Here is a 14,624-nt window from a genome sequence, read left to right on the forward strand (position 1 = left end):
GACGCTCCTCCCCCACCCCGGAAAGGCGCGGATAACAGAATACAATTTCGTGCAAGTGATTCTCCCGGAACGGCTGACGGCGGGCGCATGGTGGCGCGATTTCTCGCCGCAGCCGATCTCCTCCCTCATTGATACGGCGCGCATTAGCAGTTTGTGAGGTGACAAAACCAAATTTCCGAGCCAAGGTGAATTAACAAAGACGAGGAAAAAGATGGACGAAATCGAAGGTGGTATTCTCTCGTCCGTTCCGCCTGCGGCGCTCACGCTTAATCTCACGCGCGCCACGATCAAGATGGAGCACTCCCGCACCTGGCAGATCGACAAATCCAATCAGGTGGACGATCTCATTATCTGCCTGGAGGGTCGCGGGCATTATCTCGTGGACGGTGAAGCACGGGTGCTGGAGCCTGGCGACGCCATGCTGATTTTCAGGGGGCAGCATTTTATCGGCTGGAATGAACAGGCCGTCACCTATCGGGGAGTGGCACAGCATTTCACGCTGGATATTTACGGTCGCCACAACCTTGTCGCGCAGATGGACCTCAAGCCGAAACTTTCGCTGAGCCGCTGGCCGCTGCTTGAGCCGCTGGTGCGCCACTATCGGCAGAGCGCTCCACCCTCCTCTGTCACGCTTGGCCAGCATCACCTGTTCATGGTGTTGCTGATCGCATTTATCGATGATGCATTTCTCGGATGGGTCGACCGTCCGAGTTTCCAGCCGGAAGGTGCCGAAGCCCTGGATCTGGCTGTCATGAAAGCGATCACGATGATTTCCGCCACTCCGCTCGACCCTGAAATCGCCGCAAGGGCGACCGACGCAGCCCCCTATAATCGCGACTATTTCCTGCGTGAGTTCCAGAAACGGGTGGGGCGCACGCCGAGGAAATATCAGGAATTCAAACGCATGGAACGTGCCATGCATTTTCTTGAAGCCGGGCTTTCAGTTGCGGCTGCGGCGGCAGAAGTGGGTTATGGAGATCCCTATTATTTTTCGCGGATGTTCAAGCGCACATTGGGGTTGAGCCCCCGCGACCACATGAACAGGATACGCCGCAGCAGGCACGGCAATCTGATGGCGTTTGACGAGCACGAACAGCAGAGGCTGCTTGCCACCGAAATGCAAAAGGCCCCGGCATAGCGGGGCCTTCTTGCGATAAAGCTTTGGAACTACCGGAAAAGTGACGGCAACCAGAGTGAAAGCGACGGAATATAGGTGACGGCGAGTAGCACGGCTATGCTGGCGCCGAAGAACGGCCAGATCGTTCGCATCGCTTCCCGTATCGTTATGCCGCCAACCGCACATCCCACGAAGAGCACCGTTCCGACCGGCGGCGTATTGAGACCGATACCGGCGTTCAGGATCATCACGACACCGAAATGCACGGGATCGATGCCGAAGGCCTTCACGACAGGCAGAAGCACCGGCGTGGAAATGATGACCATCGGTGCCATATCCATGAAAGTGCCGAGCAAGAGCAGAATGACGTTGATGACCAGAAGCACGATAATCGGATTGTCCGAAATCGCGCTGATTGTCGCGATCATCAGTGTCTGTACCTGCAGGAACGCCATCAACCAGCCGAACGATGCAGCCGTGCCGATGACGAGCAGAACCATCGCTGTCGTGCGAACCGCCCCCATCACCGCTTCCACGAAACCGCTCCAGTCCAGCTCACGATAGACAAGCATGGCAACAAGGAGGGCGTAGAGAACGGCAATGCAGGAGCTCTCCGTCGCGGTGAAGATGCCCGAACGAACGCCACCGAAGATGATGCCGATCAACAGAATGCCGGGAAAGGACGCCAGAAGATAATACATCAGCTTCGAAAAGCCGGGAAACGGCTCGGACGGGTAACCCTTGCGCCGCGCGACGATATAGGCGGTGACCATCAGGGCCGCAGCAAGCAGCAGGCCTGGAATGATGCCGGCGGTGAAGAGATCGGCCACCGAAACATTGCCACCCGCCGCGATCGAATAAAGGATCATGTTGTGCGAAGGCGGGATCATCAGCGCGATGATGGCGGCGTTGACAGTGACGTTGACGGCGTAATCCCGGTCATAACCGCGCTTGGCCATTTGCGGGATCATCAGGCCACCAACGGCCGAGGCGTCGGCGACAGCCGAGCCGGAAATGCCGCCGAACAATGTCGAAGCGACGATGTTGACCTGCCCCAGACCGCCGCGCAGATGACCGACAAGACCGGCCGCAAAACGGATCAGACGATGGGCTATACCGCCGCGGACCATGAGGTCACCCGCGAAGATGAAGAACGGGATCGCCATCATCGCAAACACGTTCATGCCGGAGTTCATCTGCTGGAAGACCACGATGGGCGGCAGGCCGAGATAAAGAACGGTGGCGAAGGAGGCAATGCCGAGGCAGAACGCAATCGGCGTACCGATCAGCATCAGAAGGGTGAAGACACCGAAGAGGATTGTGTAAGCCATTTACGCGGCCTCCTGCACAAACACATCCGCCGCGATTTCCTCGCCGATGACGAGATCGATAAAGCGTTCGGCTGCAAACAGCGCGATCAGAAAACCGCCACCGATCAGCGGGAAGAAATCCATGCCGCCCGGCCATCCAAGAACAGGGATCGTCGCCGTCCATGTTCCGGCAGAGAGGACGGTTCCGTACCAGCACATGCCAACCCCGAAGAAGAAGATCAGTGCCAGACTGGTCAGGTCCATCGCCGCCTGTATGCGCGGCGGCATCATATAGCGCAGAATATCCAGCCCCAGATGCACGCTTTCACGCACGCCCACCGCCGCCCCCAGCATGATGAACCATGACATAAGGTGAAGCGACAGCGGCTCGGACCAACTTGGTGAATCATTCAGGATATAACGGGCAAACACCTGCCAGCCGACGATAAGGGTCATGGCGACCATGCCGACGCCGGCGATGTAAAGTGACGCACGGCTGAGCGCGCCGAGAAATGGGCGGATCGCCCGCATGAAGTTTCGCATTTGCCTTCCTCCTCCAACCTCAGACCAATGACGACAAAAGAAAACCGGCCCTGTTGCCAGAGCCGGTTTTTCCTATGTCACTTGACGGCTTTTACCCGCTCAAGGAGGTCTTTCATTTTCGGATCGGTGACGAACTTGTCATAGACCGGCCCCATCGCGGCGGCGAACTCTTCCTTGTTGACCTTGATGACGTTGGCGCCACCGGCGCGTACCTTTTCTTCCGAGGCCTTTTCGCGCGCACTCCACAATTCACGCATCTTGCCAACGGAATCCTTGGCTGCCTGACGCAGCAGCTTTTGATCTTCCGGCGACAGCTTGTCATAGGAAATCTTGGAGATGACGAGGATTTCCGGATTGAGGGAATGTTCCGTCAGCGAATAGTTCTTCGCCACCTCATAGTGACGGGCGGATTCGTAGGACGGCCAATTGTTTTCCGCACCATCGACAACGCCTGTTTCAAGCGAGGAGTAAACCTCGCCCATCGGCATCGGCGTAGGGTTGGCGCCAAACGCCTGCATCATCGATATCCACAGATCCGATTGCTGCACGCGGATTTTGAGGCCCTTCAGGTCCGCCAGTTTTTCGATGGGCTTCTTGGTTGTGTAGAAGGAACGCGCACCGGAATCGTAAAAGGCAAGACCGATTAGGCCGTGCGGTTCGAAAGCTGCCAGAACCTCATCGCCGATCGGGCCGTCTACGGTATTGTGCATGTGTTCCGTCGAACGGAACAGGAAAGGCAGGCCGAGAACGGTGGTTTCCTTGACGAGATTGTTGAAAGGCGCAGCGTTGACGCGGTTCATGTCGATGACGCCGAAGCGGGTCTGCTCGATGGTATCCTTTTCACCGCCGAGAACCGAATTGTTCATGACCTGCACCTTGATGCGGCCATTGGAGCGTTCCGACAGAAGTTCGCCCATATATTTCACGGCTTCAACCGTCGGATAACCGTCGGGATGAATATCGGCCGAGCGCAGGGTGATTTCCTGCGCCTTGGCGGAAACGCCTGACAGCGCGATCCCCATCGCGATGCACATCATGCTTGCAATCTTTTTCATTTCTTCCTCCTCCGTTGTAACAACGGCCCCACCCCTCCAAGGCTAACGGACCGAATTTTTCACGCCCATCCGGGCCGGCATGCAAAGACCTTTCATCTGCAAAGGATGATGGGGACCTCCCTTTCCCCAACTATCCCGAATTGAAACTACACCGCCTTGAGTGGCGGCAGCTTGAACAGGGCTTCTGGATTTTCCACCAGCGCTCGGTGACGGGCCGCATCGTCCGGCAGCCAGCCGAGTGTGAGCTCCGCAAGGCGGGCATCATCCGGATAGGCAGCCGTCTCGCGGACCGAATTGTGCGGCCAGTTCGTCCCCCAGACGATCCGCTCCGGCGCATGGGCAGCGATACGGCGCGAAAAGGCCGCAACATCTTCATAGGGCCAGGCGTCGCGCGAACTTTCATAAACACCGGCAAACTTGAACCAGAGATTGCCGCGATCGATGAGCTTCAAAAGTGCCGCCATCTCCGGGCCATCCGTGTCGATACCCCTGAAGAATTTTCCATGGTGGTCGAAGACCCAGCGCGAACGGATTCTTTCAAGACGCGGCAGATGATCGAGAAGCCCATTGCCGTCGAACTGAACCGCCACCATCCAGTCGGCCGCATGGGCACGCTGATCCACCGCTTCCAGTTCCGATAGGTTCACCGCGCCGCCCGGCAAATCCATGATACGGGCGCCCACGGCACCGGCAGCGGCAAGTCTTTCCATGTCCTTTTCAGTCGTGTTCTCATCGATAATCACCACCGCGCGGGCTGCCTCGCCCATTTCTGCCACGCAGGCCAGCGTGTTGCCGTTATCTCGCTGTTGGGCGTTGCCCTGGGTGATGATGACGCGGTCGATGCCAAGCCATTGCATGAGCTGGCGATAATCCTCAGGCCCCGGCAGCGCACCCGGCGGCAGGCCCGGCCCACCCGGCAAGGCTGGATAACCGGGCAGATACATATGCATCTGAGTATCGACCGCCCCTTTTGGGAACGCTGGCTGCGGCGGTGTCCCGCTTAGTTTTCTGACAAGTTCGCTCATGGCTGTGGCATCCTGAATTCAACGAGTGCGTCGCGGTTGATCTCGATGCCGAGACCGGGACCATCGGGAATGGCGACGACACCGTTCACCGCCTCTATCGGCTGTTGCAGCACGGCCTGACGGAACGGATTATGCGTCCGATCGAATTCCATGATCGGCTCGACGGGGTTTACCCGCACCGGATCGGGCACCATCGCGGCCATGAATTGCAGGGCAGCGGCGATCTGCACGCCCGTGCCCCACACATGCGGTACAATGCGTACGCCGTGCAGCGTGGCAAGCGTGGCAATCTTCTGCGTTTCGGAAAAGCCGCCGCAGCCGCAGAGGTCGGGCTGGAGAATATCCACGGCACCGGCGGAAAGCGCCTGCCACATGCCGTAACGCCCGTGCCAGGTCTCGCCTCCCGCAACCGGGATTGGTTGGCCCGCCCGCACGCGAGCATAGGCATCGAGCTGCTCCGGAACCACCGGCTCCTCGAACCAGTCGATGCCGTATTCAGCCGCACGATTGCCGAGCGCGATGGCTTCGGTAACGGTATAGCCGTGATTGGCGTCGATCATCAGCCGCATATCCGGCCCGATCGCTTCGCGCACGGCGGCAATGACCGCAAGATCCTCCTCGATGCCGAAACCGATCTTGATCTTGCAGGCGTGAAAACCCTCTGCACGGCGCTCCGCCATCTCATTGGCATTGTCGGAGATGCGGTCGACCCCATCACGCTTGAAGCTGCCGGTGGCATAGGCGCGCACGCTTTCGCGCCAGCGCCCGCCGAGCAGCATGGAGATGGAGGTGCCGTAATGCTTTCCCTTGATATCCCACAGCGCGATATCGATACCGGACAGGGCGGTAATGCTGAGGCCGCGCTGGCCCTGGTCGCGCAGGGCATTGTAAAGCACAGCCCAGATCTTTTCGGTCTGGCGGGGATCCTGGCCAATAAGCCAACCGGAATAGGCCTGAACCACGGCGGCGTTCGGTCGCGCCGGACCGAGGCATTCGCCCCAGCCGACGGTCCCGTCATCGCATTCGATTTCGACCAGAACATGGGCACGCCGATCAAAGCGCATGGATGCGCTTTCAAACGGCGTGGCCAGCCGATGTTCGAGCAGATGCGTGCGCACCGCTGTGATCTTCATCGTTCCCCTCCCGCTATACCTTGATCACACCTTGCGCTTGTGCGTGCCGATCAGGGCATCGAGCATGCCGATTTCCTCATTCGTCAGATCCTTCAGCGGCGAGCGCACCGGACCCGCATCAAAGCCCTGCAGGCGAACGCCAGCCTTGATGGCGGAGACAGCGTAACCCTTGGCGCGATTGCGGATCGCCATGAACGGATAGAAGAATTCCGTCAGGATGCGTTCGCAGGTGGCGCGCTCGCCGGCCCGCAGCGCCGCATAGAACTCGTTGGCAAGGCCCGGCACGAAGTTGAAGACGGCCGAGGAATAGGTGGTGAAACCGGCGCCGAGATAGGCTTCGGCAAACAGTTCCGCCGTCGGCATGCCGCCGAGATACATCAGGCGGTCACCCATCTTGGCGGTGATCTGGCGAACGAGACCGATATCACCGGTGCCGTCCTTGAAGCCGACGAGGTTCGGGCACTCATCGCAGAGACGCGCCAGCGTATCCGCCTGAAGCACCGAATTGTCGCGGTTATAAACCATGACGCCGATGCCGACCGACTGGCATATTTTCTTGATGTGCGCGTAAAGGCCTTCCTGCGGCGCATCAATAAGGTAATGCGGCAGAAGCAGGATGCCATCAGCACCGACTTTTTCCACCGAGCGTGCAATATCGACCGCAACCTCGGTGCCGTAGCCGCAGCCGGAAACGATTGCCGTTTCACCGGCCACTTCCTTGGCAGCCGAAACGATAGCAGGGATTTCATCCGGCTTCAGCGAGAAGAACTCGCCCGTACCGCCCGCGGCAAACAGCACCGGCGCCTTGTAACCGGCAAGCCATTCGACATGCGCCCTGTAGCTATCGGCCGCAAAACGACCCTCGGAATCAAAATGCGTTACCGGGAAGGAGAGCAGGCCGGAGCCAAGCGCCGCCTTGATTTGTTCAGGGTTCATAATCCGTATTCCTCTGCAAGTTCACTGACTGGAAGCCACCTAAACCGCTTGCCGCATATTTGTCAACAAGTCATCATACAAGTTATATGATGAATTTTGAAAATCGGCGCGCACTAGCGCGCCAGCCAGCCACCATCGACATTGAGGATGGCGCCATGCACGTAGTCGGCCGCCGGCGAGGCGAGGAAAACCGCCGCCCCGGCGATGTCTTCAGAATGCCCCCAGCGGCCTGCCGGGATGCGCTCCAGAATGGCCTTGTTGCGGGCAGCATCCGCCCGCAACGCCTCGGTATTGTTGGTTTCGATGTAACCGGGCGCTATGGCATTGACGTTGATGCCCTTCGCGGCCCACTCATTTGCCAGAAGCTTGGTCAGACCCGCAACGCCATGCTTCGCCGCCGTATAGGACGGCACGCGGATGCCGCCCTGAAACGACAGTAGCGAGGCGATATTGACTACCTTGCCCGGACGACCTTTCGCCAGCAATTCCTTGGCGAAGGCCTGCGTGGTGAAAAACAGCGCCTTGAGATTGACGTCCATCACCTCATCCCAGTCGAGCTCTGAAAACTCCACGGAATCGGCGCGGCGAATGATGCCGGCATTGTTGACGAGAATATCGAAACCGGCGTCGGCAAAGCTGTCCCTGGCGGCGAGTGGATCGGCAAAATCAATCGACAATGCGGCGGCCTTGCCGCCATTCTTCGCGATCATGTCCAGCGTCTCGTCCGGCGCGCGGCGGGCGGCGCAGACAACTTCCGCGCCGGCCGCGGCGAGGCCGACGGCGATTGCTTGACCAAGCCCTGTATTGGCACCCGTCACCAGCGCCTTACGCCCTTGAAGCGAAAAGGGATTTTTCATTTCAGATCCCCCGGCTGGATGAAGTCCATGTCGGTATAATCGACATTGTCTCCAGCCATGGCCCAGATGAACGTGTAAGAGCCGATGCCAGCGCCGGAATGGATCGACCAAGGCGGAGAAATGGCACCCTCTTCGTTGGAAATGAAGAGATGCCGCGTTTCCTGCGGCTCACCCATCAGGTGCAGAACGCGCGACTTTTCATCCATGCCGAAATAGAGATAGGCCTCCATGCGGCGATCATGAATATGCGACGGAATGGTGTTCCAGACGGAGCCGTCCTCCAGCGTCGTATAGCCGAGCACCAGCTGGCAGCTTTCCATGACGAGTGGGTGGATGAACTGGTTGATTGTGCGCTTGTTGGAGGTCTCGGTCGCACCAAGCTTGACCTCCTTGCTGTCGGCAAGGCTGACGAGCTTTGCCGGCAGGCTGCGATGCGCCGGGCATGAAGTGATGTAGAACCGGCCCGCGCCATCGAAGGTCACCGCACCGCTTCCCGCACCGAGATACAGAACGTCGCCACGATTGAGCGTATACGTCTCGCCACCAGCGTTGACCGTGCCGGTGTCGCCGATATTGACGATGCCCATCTCGCGCCTGTCAAGGAACGACGGCGTCTTGGTTTCCTCGACCTTGTCCAGCATCAGCGGGGCACCATCAGGCACCGCGCCGCCCATGACGAAACGGTCGTAATGGGTATAGATCAGCCTGATTTCGCCGGAACGGAACATGTCGTTGGCGAGGAAATGCTTGCGAAGCCCATCGGTATCGAGCGTTTTTGCATATTCCGGGTTGACGGCCTGCCTTGTTTCGACGGTCAGCATCAAACTCATCCTTCATGATTGTTGCGTATAGGACATAATATATGTTATCCGCTTTTTGTACGATCTGTATGACAAGGTCAAGAGGAACCTGGATATCTCGACCACGCCGGAGACGTTGAACGGGGTTTCCTGCAGCCTCGATGATCCGCAGTCCATTCGTTTAGGGAGAATTGCAATGAAACGGCTTCTTGTTACCGGTGCGGCTGGCCAGCTCGGCCGCGTCATGCGCAAGCGCCTCGCACCTATGGCCGACATATTGCGTCTTGCCGATCTTTCGCCGCTCGATCCTGCCGGGCCGAACGAGGAATGCGTGCAATGCGATCTGGCCGACGCCAGCGCCGTCAATGCGATGGTCGCCGATTGTGACGGCATTGTCCATCTTGGCGGCATATCGGTGGAGCGGCCTTTCGAGCAGATCCTTCACGGTAATATCATCGGGCTTTATAACCTCTATGAGGCGGCCCGCGCCCATGGGCAGCCGCGAATCGTCTTCGCCAGCTCCAATCACACGATCGGTTATTATTCCCAGACAGAGCGGCTTGGCCCCGACGTTCCCTTCCGGCCGGACGGTCTTTACGGCGTGTCCAAATGTTTCGGCGAAAGCCTCGCCCGCATGTATTTCGAAAAATTCGGCCAGGAAACGGCGCTGGTCCGCATCGGCTCCTGCACGCCGGAACCGCAAAATCACCGCATGTTGTCGACCTGGTTTTCGCAGGATGATTTCGTATCGCTGATCGAGGCGGTTTTCCGCGCGCCGGTGCTCGGCTGCCCGGTCGTCTGGGGCGCATCGGCCAATGACGCGGGCTGGTGGGACAATTCCCACCTCGGCTGGCTTGGCTGGAAACCGAAGGACAACGCCGAGACTTTCCGGCAGCACATTGCCGAGACAACACCGCAACCAGACCCTAAAGATGCGGTGGCGCGTTTTCAGGGCGGCGTTTTCATCGACAATCCGATCTTCAAGGCGACTTGAAATGCCATTCGGGACCGACAGGCATGATAACCGGTCTTTCCTGCGCGTGCAGCGGGATTGCAAGCCGGACCGCGAATGACGTATCGAGGAATACCGGACGCTAACCTGCACCCTTTTTTAGAACGGCGATGACAATGACAAAAGCGATAACCTCCGAACCGGCAGCTCCGCAAGCCAAGACGCTTGTGGTGAAGGTTTCCGAGGAGCTCCGCAGCCAGATCGCCAAGGGCCGTTATAAGACAGGCGAGCGCCTGCCTTCCGAAGCGCAGATGACGCAGGAATTCGGCGTAAGCCGCACCGTGGTGCGCGAGGCCATCGCCTCACTGAGGTCCGACGGGCTGGTCGAGCCGCGTCAGGGTGCGGGCGTCTTCGTGCTGGAGCCAGCGCCTGTCGAGCGACGGCCGTTCCATAATGTCGATCTTGCCCGCGTCTCGTCCCTGATCGAAATGCTCGAACTGCGCACCGCCGTGGAAGGTGATGCCGCCGGTCTTGCGGCCGTTCGCCGCTCCCCGGCGCAGGAGGAGAAAATCATCGAAGCCTTCGATGCCTTCCGCGCCAGCGCCGCCAAGGGCATTCCGACAGCAGAGGCCGACTTCGCTTTTCACCTGGCCGTTGCCGACGCAACCAACAATCCGCGCTTCAGCGAGTTTCTACAGGTGCTTGGCCCCACGCTCATTCCGCGCCGCGCCGTTGCCGAAAACGGCAAGGAAACCGTGCTTTCACCCGCTGACCTCAACCGGCTTGTCGGTGAGCACGAAGCGATCCTGATTGCTATACAGGACGGCGACGAAGAGGCGGCAAGAAGCGCCATGCGCCATCACCTGAAAAGCAGCCAGACGCGTTACCGCGCCATGCTGCGCGCGCCGCGCTGAATTTCAAGCTTGAATGACATCGCATGACCGAGGAGAACCACATGCAGCAGCTTCCGACATTCCCCACCGTTTCACCCGACGATGGTGTTGAACGCACCGTGCTTTCCGAAGCGCCGGAGCTGATGGTGGTTTCGTTCCGCTTCAAGACCGGCGCCGAAGGCAAGCTGCACAACCATCCGCATGTGCAATCCACCTATGTCGCCAGCGGCAGCTTCCGCTTTTACCGGGATGGCGAAGCCTACGACCTGCAGAAAGGCGACAGCCTCATCATTCCCGGCCATGTCGAGCACGGCTGCCTCTGCCTGGAAGAGGGCGAGCTGATCGACTGCTTCACCCCGCGCCGCGACGACTTTCTCTGAACCTGGCCGGCCTCAGGCCCGGGACAAATCCCGCAGGGTGCGTGGCAGGCTGTTCATGCACTCTGCCCCGGCTGTAGTAACGAGGTACTGGTCCTCGATCATTAGCGCGCCCAGACCTTCGCCGTAAAACGGCGCTTCAAGTGCCACGACCATGCCGGGAAGAATGACCTCCTCATTGTCATGGGAAAAGAATGGCCATTCCTCGATGCCTACGCCGCCGCCGACGGAATGGCCGAAGTGACCGCGATAATATTCGCTGAATCCGTCTTTGCGCATCGAAGCCAGCATGGCGGCGTGCACCGCACCGAATGTATTGCCGGGACGAATCGCTTCCAGCCCGCTGGCAAAAGCTGCCTCCAGCGCCTTGAAAATATTGGCCGCGAGCGGAGAGACCGCACCCCATGAAAACGTCCGCGCGCCATCCGACGAATAACCATCGACCAACGTGCCAACATCGGCCTTGATCAGGGCACCGGGCGCGACGACCGCCGTCATATCCGACAGGGCCGGACCAACCGATATATAGTCCCAATGGCCGCTCAGCGAAAAACCCGACTTCAAGGCATGCGACTGAGCGCCGGCTTTCCACGCGTTGGAAAGCTGGCTGAGCGCCACGCCCGGCCGCACGGCCGCCGCCATCTCAACCAGCCCGGCCTCAGCGGCCGCTGCGGCCCGCCTGAGAAGTTCAATCTCGCGAACGGATTTCACCGCACGCAGACGTTTCAGCACTGTCGAACCATCAACCCAGGTCACAGCGGGCGTCGCCTCACGAAGAGCCGAAAAATCGGCGGCGGGCATGAATTCGAGATCGGCACCGATGCGCGCCGCAGACAGCCCGCGTTCCTGCAGAAGGTCGGCCAGCAAAACAAAGCAGGCGGCGCGATCGAATGTCTCCGGCCTCTGTCCGCCGGAATTGTTTCGACGATAGGCACCGTCTACCTGCGAGACGTTTTCGACACCCGACATATCGACCATATCGATCCAGATGCGATGCCGGCGCAGATCGACATCAGGCGCGACCTTCTCGACAAGAGGTGCGGCGTGATCGCTGACGACGGCGGCAAGCCCGGACGCAGCATCGGCTGGCACAAGCGCAATCGCCGACCCCGCCCTGCCCCACATCGTCGCAACACCGGCATGTGCTCCAACCGCATAACGGAAGGCTTCCGGCTGGAACAGCACCAGCGCATCCATGCCCGCCTCACCCATCAACTGCTGCGCACGGCCTCGATCGATATCGCCCATAAGAACCCCGGTAGATTGTTTCACCCCCGTGTTTTCAGGCGGGCGCAGTTATATCAAGATTCCGATTTATCAGCGGCTGCTGAGAGAAAGAAGCAGGAAAACAAGATAAGGTTGGAGGTTGGGGATAGTCCTCCTATAAAACAGTGCTTTAGCACCACCACAGCATCCGCATTCCGTCACCCTGACGAGGTCCGGGGTCCAGCACGGTCAATTCCTTGATTGCAAAAGGCTCCGGCCACGGCGCTGACACACCGTGGCCGGATGCCGGGTCAAGCCCGGCATGACGCAGGAGAGGTAGCCGACTTTATCATCCATCCGGAGGCCGCGGAAAACCCGCCGCCTCGTGTCGCGTCACGCCTCCAGCCACTTAACCTGCTCAGCCGTCAGCTTGATATCCAGCGCAGAAAGGCTGTCCTCCAGTTCGGCAATGGTGCGCGGACCGATCAGCGGAATGACCGGGAAAGGCTGGGCGATAACATAAGCGAGCGCGATGTGGATCGGATGGCGGCCGAGTTTCCGGGCAAGCTCGATCGCCCGGTCGCGGCGGTCGAAGTTGCGGTCGGAATACCAGACGCGGACGATTTCCTCGTCATCTCGCTTGTCCCGCCCCGCCCGGTCGGTGAAGAAGCCACGCCCCTGGCTCGACCAGGCGAAATTCGGGATCTGGCGGGATTGGAGCCATGCCTTCCACTCATCGTCCGATGCCGCCACACACCCCGCCCAGATAGGATCGAGCATCTCGGCAAGCGAGAAATTGTTGGAAAGTGCGCCCGGCGCCTGTTTGCCGTTCTCTTGCGCATAGGCGGTGGCCTCGTCCATACGCTCGCGCGTCCAGTTCGATCCGCCAAAAATGCCCCGAATGCGACCACGCCGGACTTCGGCATCCATAGCATCGACAAATTCGCCGACCGGCACGTCGGGATTGTCACGATGCATGAAATAGACATCGACATAATCCGTCTTCAGACGCTCCAGCGACTGGTTGAGCTGCTTGGCGATCATGTCCGGATAGCAGAGGGGCGAATGCGCGCCTTTGCCGATCAGCACGATTTCTTCGCGCGGCACGTTGCGGCTGGTGTGCCAGTCACCGAATATGGCTTCCGTCTTGCCGCCGCCATAGACATAAGCCGTATCGAACAGATTGCCGCCCGCCTCATAAAAGGCATCGAGCGTCAGGGACGCGGAGGCGAAATTGGGGAAGAACTCGAAACCGAGCGCAACCACCGAAGCGGGTTTGGTGAGGCCGGGTATCTGCCGCTTCGGAACCGCATTGCCTGCTACAACCTTGCCACCGGCAATATTCGTGATGCGAGAAGTTGCTTTTTCGACGCTGTATTCCAGGCCAACGGCGGCACGCCATTGGTCCATGACACGTAGATTGCCGAGACTGTCGGCCCAGCCCATGCCGGGCGCGCCGAATTCCTGCTTGCCCTGCCTTATCGCCTCACCTGCCGCATCGACTTCGAAGGAATAGAGCCAGCGGTCTTCCGGCAATTCGATGGTTTCGACCTTGTCGCCCCTGAAAATATCGATCCGGCCGATGCCACCCTTGTGGCCGGCGGCGAACCAGAAATCCTTGACTTCGATACGGCCTTCCGAACCGATGATGCGCAGCACATTGTCCTGGCCTGCCATGATCGAGCAGGAGACTTCGGCAACGATACCGTTCGAAAATTTCAGAACGGCCGAAGCCCATTCATCGACGCCCGACTGGCCGAGATGGGCCGCACCTACAATCTTTTCGGGTTCAGCAAAGGGTTTTCCATCGACTGCACCGGCAATCAGCCGCACCATGGATACGGGATAACCGCCGACATCGAGAATGCCGCCGCCTGCCGTCTCATTGGAAAACAGACGATGATCGGCACGGAAAGACCCCATGTTGAAACCGAAACTGGAGCGGATGATGCGGATATCGCCAACGGCGCGGTTCCTGATCAACTCTACCAGTTTTGCCGTCTGCGGATGCAGGCGGTACATATAGGCCTCGCCCGCAAAGACATCAGCCTTTTTCGCTTCGTGGAAAATGGCGTCGGCGTCATAGGCGGAAAGCGCGATGGGCTTTTCCACCAGCACGTTTTTGCCCGCACGGATCGCCTTGATCGCCCATTCCGCATGGCCGGTATGGGGCGTGGCGATATAGACGGCGTCGATATGGGGATCGGAAAGCAGCGCATCGTAACCGTGGATGATGCGAGCGCCGGGAAAGGCGTCAGCAAGGCCGGGCTTGTCCGGATTGCGGGTGGCGATAGCCTCGAGCTTACCCGTGCGGGAATGGGCAATGCCGTCCGCAAAGGTCTTGGCGATGGTGCCCGGGCCGATAATGCCCCAGCGGATCGGTTGGTCGGTCGTCATGAAATCCTCGTCTTGACTTGCGT

The 14,624-nt window shown here is 59.4% G+C and carries 14 protein-coding genes; 4 read left to right on the top strand and 10 right to left on the bottom strand.

The features are described 5' to 3' along the window. Nucleotides 1–211 precede the first annotated feature (211 nt). Nucleotides 212–1,138, top strand: a complete 927-nt coding sequence (locus RBH71_RS04855; RefSeq protein ID WP_111803007.1) for an AraC family transcriptional regulator — start codon at nucleotides 212–214, stop codon at nucleotides 1,136–1,138. 29 nt (nucleotides 1,139–1,167) lie between these two features. On the opposite strand, the gene RBH71_RS04860 is transcribed toward RBH71_RS04855, so the two are convergent. The 8 genes from RBH71_RS04860 to kduI all read right to left on the bottom strand — a co-directional run bounded on the left by RBH71_RS04860 (nucleotide 1,168) and on the right by kduI (nucleotide 8,797). After that, nucleotides 1,168–2,448: a TRAP transporter large permease gene (locus tag RBH71_RS04860; protein WP_111810037.1), complete on the bottom strand. Its 1,281-nt coding sequence runs from the start codon at nucleotides 2,446–2,448 to the stop codon at nucleotides 1,168–1,170. Then, nucleotides 2,449–2,970, bottom strand: a complete 522-nt coding sequence (locus tag RBH71_RS04865; RefSeq protein ID WP_013761414.1) for a TRAP transporter small permease — start codon at nucleotides 2,968–2,970, stop codon at nucleotides 2,449–2,451. It lies immediately after the preceding gene. Nucleotides 2,971–3,047: 77 nt separating this feature from the next. Beyond that, nucleotides 3,048–4,025, bottom strand: a complete 978-nt coding sequence (locus tag RBH71_RS04870) for a TRAP transporter substrate-binding protein (RefSeq protein WP_003517915.1) — start codon at nucleotides 4,023–4,025, stop codon at nucleotides 3,048–3,050. A gap of 146 nt (nucleotides 4,026–4,171) precedes the next feature. Next, nucleotides 4,172–5,050, bottom strand: a complete 879-nt coding sequence (locus RBH71_RS04875) for an amidohydrolase family protein (protein ID WP_111803009.1) — start codon at nucleotides 5,048–5,050, stop codon at nucleotides 4,172–4,174. Beyond that, the gene (locus RBH71_RS04880; protein WP_111789101.1) at nucleotides 5,047–6,183 is read right to left on the bottom strand and encodes a D-galactarolactone cycloisomerase; all 1,137 of its coding nucleotides are present in this window, start codon (nucleotides 6,181–6,183) and stop codon (nucleotides 5,047–5,049) included. Before RBH71_RS04880 ends, RBH71_RS04875 begins: the two co-directional genes overlap by 4 nt. Nucleotides 6,184–6,207: 24 nt before the next feature. Then, complete coding sequence (gene kdgD, locus RBH71_RS04885; protein WP_111801512.1) at nucleotides 6,208–7,119, bottom strand: 5-dehydro-4-deoxyglucarate dehydratase; 912 nt, start codon at nucleotides 7,117–7,119, stop codon at nucleotides 6,208–6,210. A 113-nt stretch (nucleotides 7,120–7,232) separates the two neighbouring features. Then, nucleotides 7,233–7,976 (bottom strand): 2-dehydro-3-deoxy-D-gluconate 5-dehydrogenase KduD, encoded by a 744-nt coding sequence (gene kduD / locus RBH71_RS04890; RefSeq protein WP_013761417.1) that lies wholly within the window; start codon nucleotides 7,974–7,976, stop codon nucleotides 7,233–7,235. Continuing rightward, entirely contained in the window at nucleotides 7,973–8,797 is an 825-nt protein-coding gene (gene kduI / locus RBH71_RS04895) for a 5-dehydro-4-deoxy-D-glucuronate isomerase (RefSeq protein WP_003517924.1), read from the bottom strand. Before kduI ends, kduD begins: the two co-directional genes overlap by 4 nt. A gap of 175 nt (nucleotides 8,798–8,972) precedes the next feature. Between kduI and RBH71_RS04900 the strand changes: the two genes are divergently transcribed. From RBH71_RS04900 to RBH71_RS04910, 3 genes are all read left to right on the top strand, one after another. Then, a complete protein-coding gene (locus RBH71_RS04900; RefSeq protein ID WP_111803010.1) occupies nucleotides 8,973–9,770 on the top strand; it encodes an NAD-dependent epimerase/dehydratase family protein in 798 nt (265 codons plus the stop codon). A gap of 134 nt (nucleotides 9,771–9,904) precedes the next feature. Beyond that, nucleotides 9,905–10,642 carry a FadR/GntR family transcriptional regulator gene (locus tag RBH71_RS04905; protein ID WP_003517927.1) on the top strand — a complete coding sequence of 246 codons (738 nt, stop codon included), beginning with the start codon at nucleotides 9,905–9,907 and terminating at the stop codon, nucleotides 10,640–10,642. Between the two features lie 41 nt (nucleotides 10,643–10,683). Next, nucleotides 10,684–11,001, top strand: coding sequence for a cupin domain-containing protein (locus RBH71_RS04910; protein ID WP_003517929.1), 318 nt, complete (start codon nucleotides 10,684–10,686; stop codon nucleotides 10,999–11,001). A gap of 12 nt (nucleotides 11,002–11,013) precedes the next feature. On the opposite strand, the gene RBH71_RS04915 is transcribed toward RBH71_RS04910, so the two are convergent. Together RBH71_RS04915 and RBH71_RS04920 are read right to left on the bottom strand one after the other, a co-directional pair. Next, nucleotides 11,014–12,246: a M24 family metallopeptidase gene (locus RBH71_RS04915; RefSeq protein ID WP_111803011.1), complete on the bottom strand. Its 1,233-nt coding sequence runs from the start codon at nucleotides 12,244–12,246 to the stop codon at nucleotides 11,014–11,016. Nucleotides 12,247–12,597: 351 nt separating this feature from the next. Continuing rightward, nucleotides 12,598–14,601 carry an aldo/keto reductase gene (locus RBH71_RS04920; RefSeq protein WP_003517932.1) on the bottom strand — a complete coding sequence of 668 codons (2,004 nt, stop codon included), beginning with the start codon at nucleotides 14,599–14,601 and terminating at the stop codon, nucleotides 12,598–12,600. Between the last annotated feature and the right edge of the window lie 23 nt (nucleotides 14,602–14,624).

Origin of the sequence: Rhizobium sp. AN68, from assembly GCF_030758035.1 — a bacterium.
Lineage (GTDB): Bacteria > Pseudomonadota > Alphaproteobacteria > Rhizobiales > Rhizobiaceae > Agrobacterium > Agrobacterium tumefaciens.

Bases quoted from the DNA above. Each gene is read 5' to 3' on its own strand.
- RBH71_RS04855 (WP_111803007.1), top strand. From the start codon at position 212: ATGGACGAAATCGAAGGTGGTATTCTCTCGTCCGTTCCGCCTGCGGCG.
- RBH71_RS04860 (WP_111810037.1), bottom strand. From the start codon at position 2,448: ATGGCTTACACAATCCTCTTCGGTGTCTTCACCCTTCTGATGCTGATC.
- RBH71_RS04865 (WP_013761414.1), bottom strand. From the start codon at position 2,970: ATGCGAAACTTCATGCGGGCGATCCGCCCATTTCTCGGCGCGCTCAGC.
- RBH71_RS04870 (WP_003517915.1), bottom strand. From the start codon at position 4,025: ATGAAAAAGATTGCAAGCATGATGTGCATCGCGATGGGGATCGCGCTG.
- RBH71_RS04875 (WP_111803009.1), bottom strand. From the start codon at position 5,050: ATGAGCGAACTTGTCAGAAAACTAAGCGGGACACCGCCGCAGCCAGCG.
- RBH71_RS04880 (WP_111789101.1), bottom strand. From the start codon at position 6,183: ATGAAGATCACAGCGGTGCGCACGCATCTGCTCGAACATCGGCTGGCC.
- kdgD (WP_111801512.1), bottom strand. From the start codon at position 7,119: ATGAACCCTGAACAAATCAAGGCGGCGCTTGGCTCCGGCCTGCTCTCC.
- kduD (WP_013761417.1), bottom strand. From the start codon at position 7,976: ATGAAAAATCCCTTTTCGCTTCAAGGGCGTAAGGCGCTGGTGACGGGT.
- kduI (WP_003517924.1), bottom strand. From the start codon at position 8,797: ATGCTGACCGTCGAAACAAGGCAGGCCGTCAACCCGGAATATGCAAAA.
- RBH71_RS04900 (WP_111803010.1), top strand. From the start codon at position 8,973: ATGAAACGGCTTCTTGTTACCGGTGCGGCTGGCCAGCTCGGCCGCGTC.
- RBH71_RS04905 (WP_003517927.1), top strand. From the start codon at position 9,905: ATGACAAAAGCGATAACCTCCGAACCGGCAGCTCCGCAAGCCAAGACG.
- RBH71_RS04910 (WP_003517929.1), top strand. From the start codon at position 10,684: ATGCAGCAGCTTCCGACATTCCCCACCGTTTCACCCGACGATGGTGTT.
- RBH71_RS04915 (WP_111803011.1), bottom strand. From the start codon at position 12,246: ATGGGCGATATCGATCGAGGCCGTGCGCAGCAGTTGATGGGTGAGGCG.
- RBH71_RS04920 (WP_003517932.1), bottom strand. From the start codon at position 14,601: ATGACGACCGACCAACCGATCCGCTGGGGCATTATCGGCCCGGGCACC.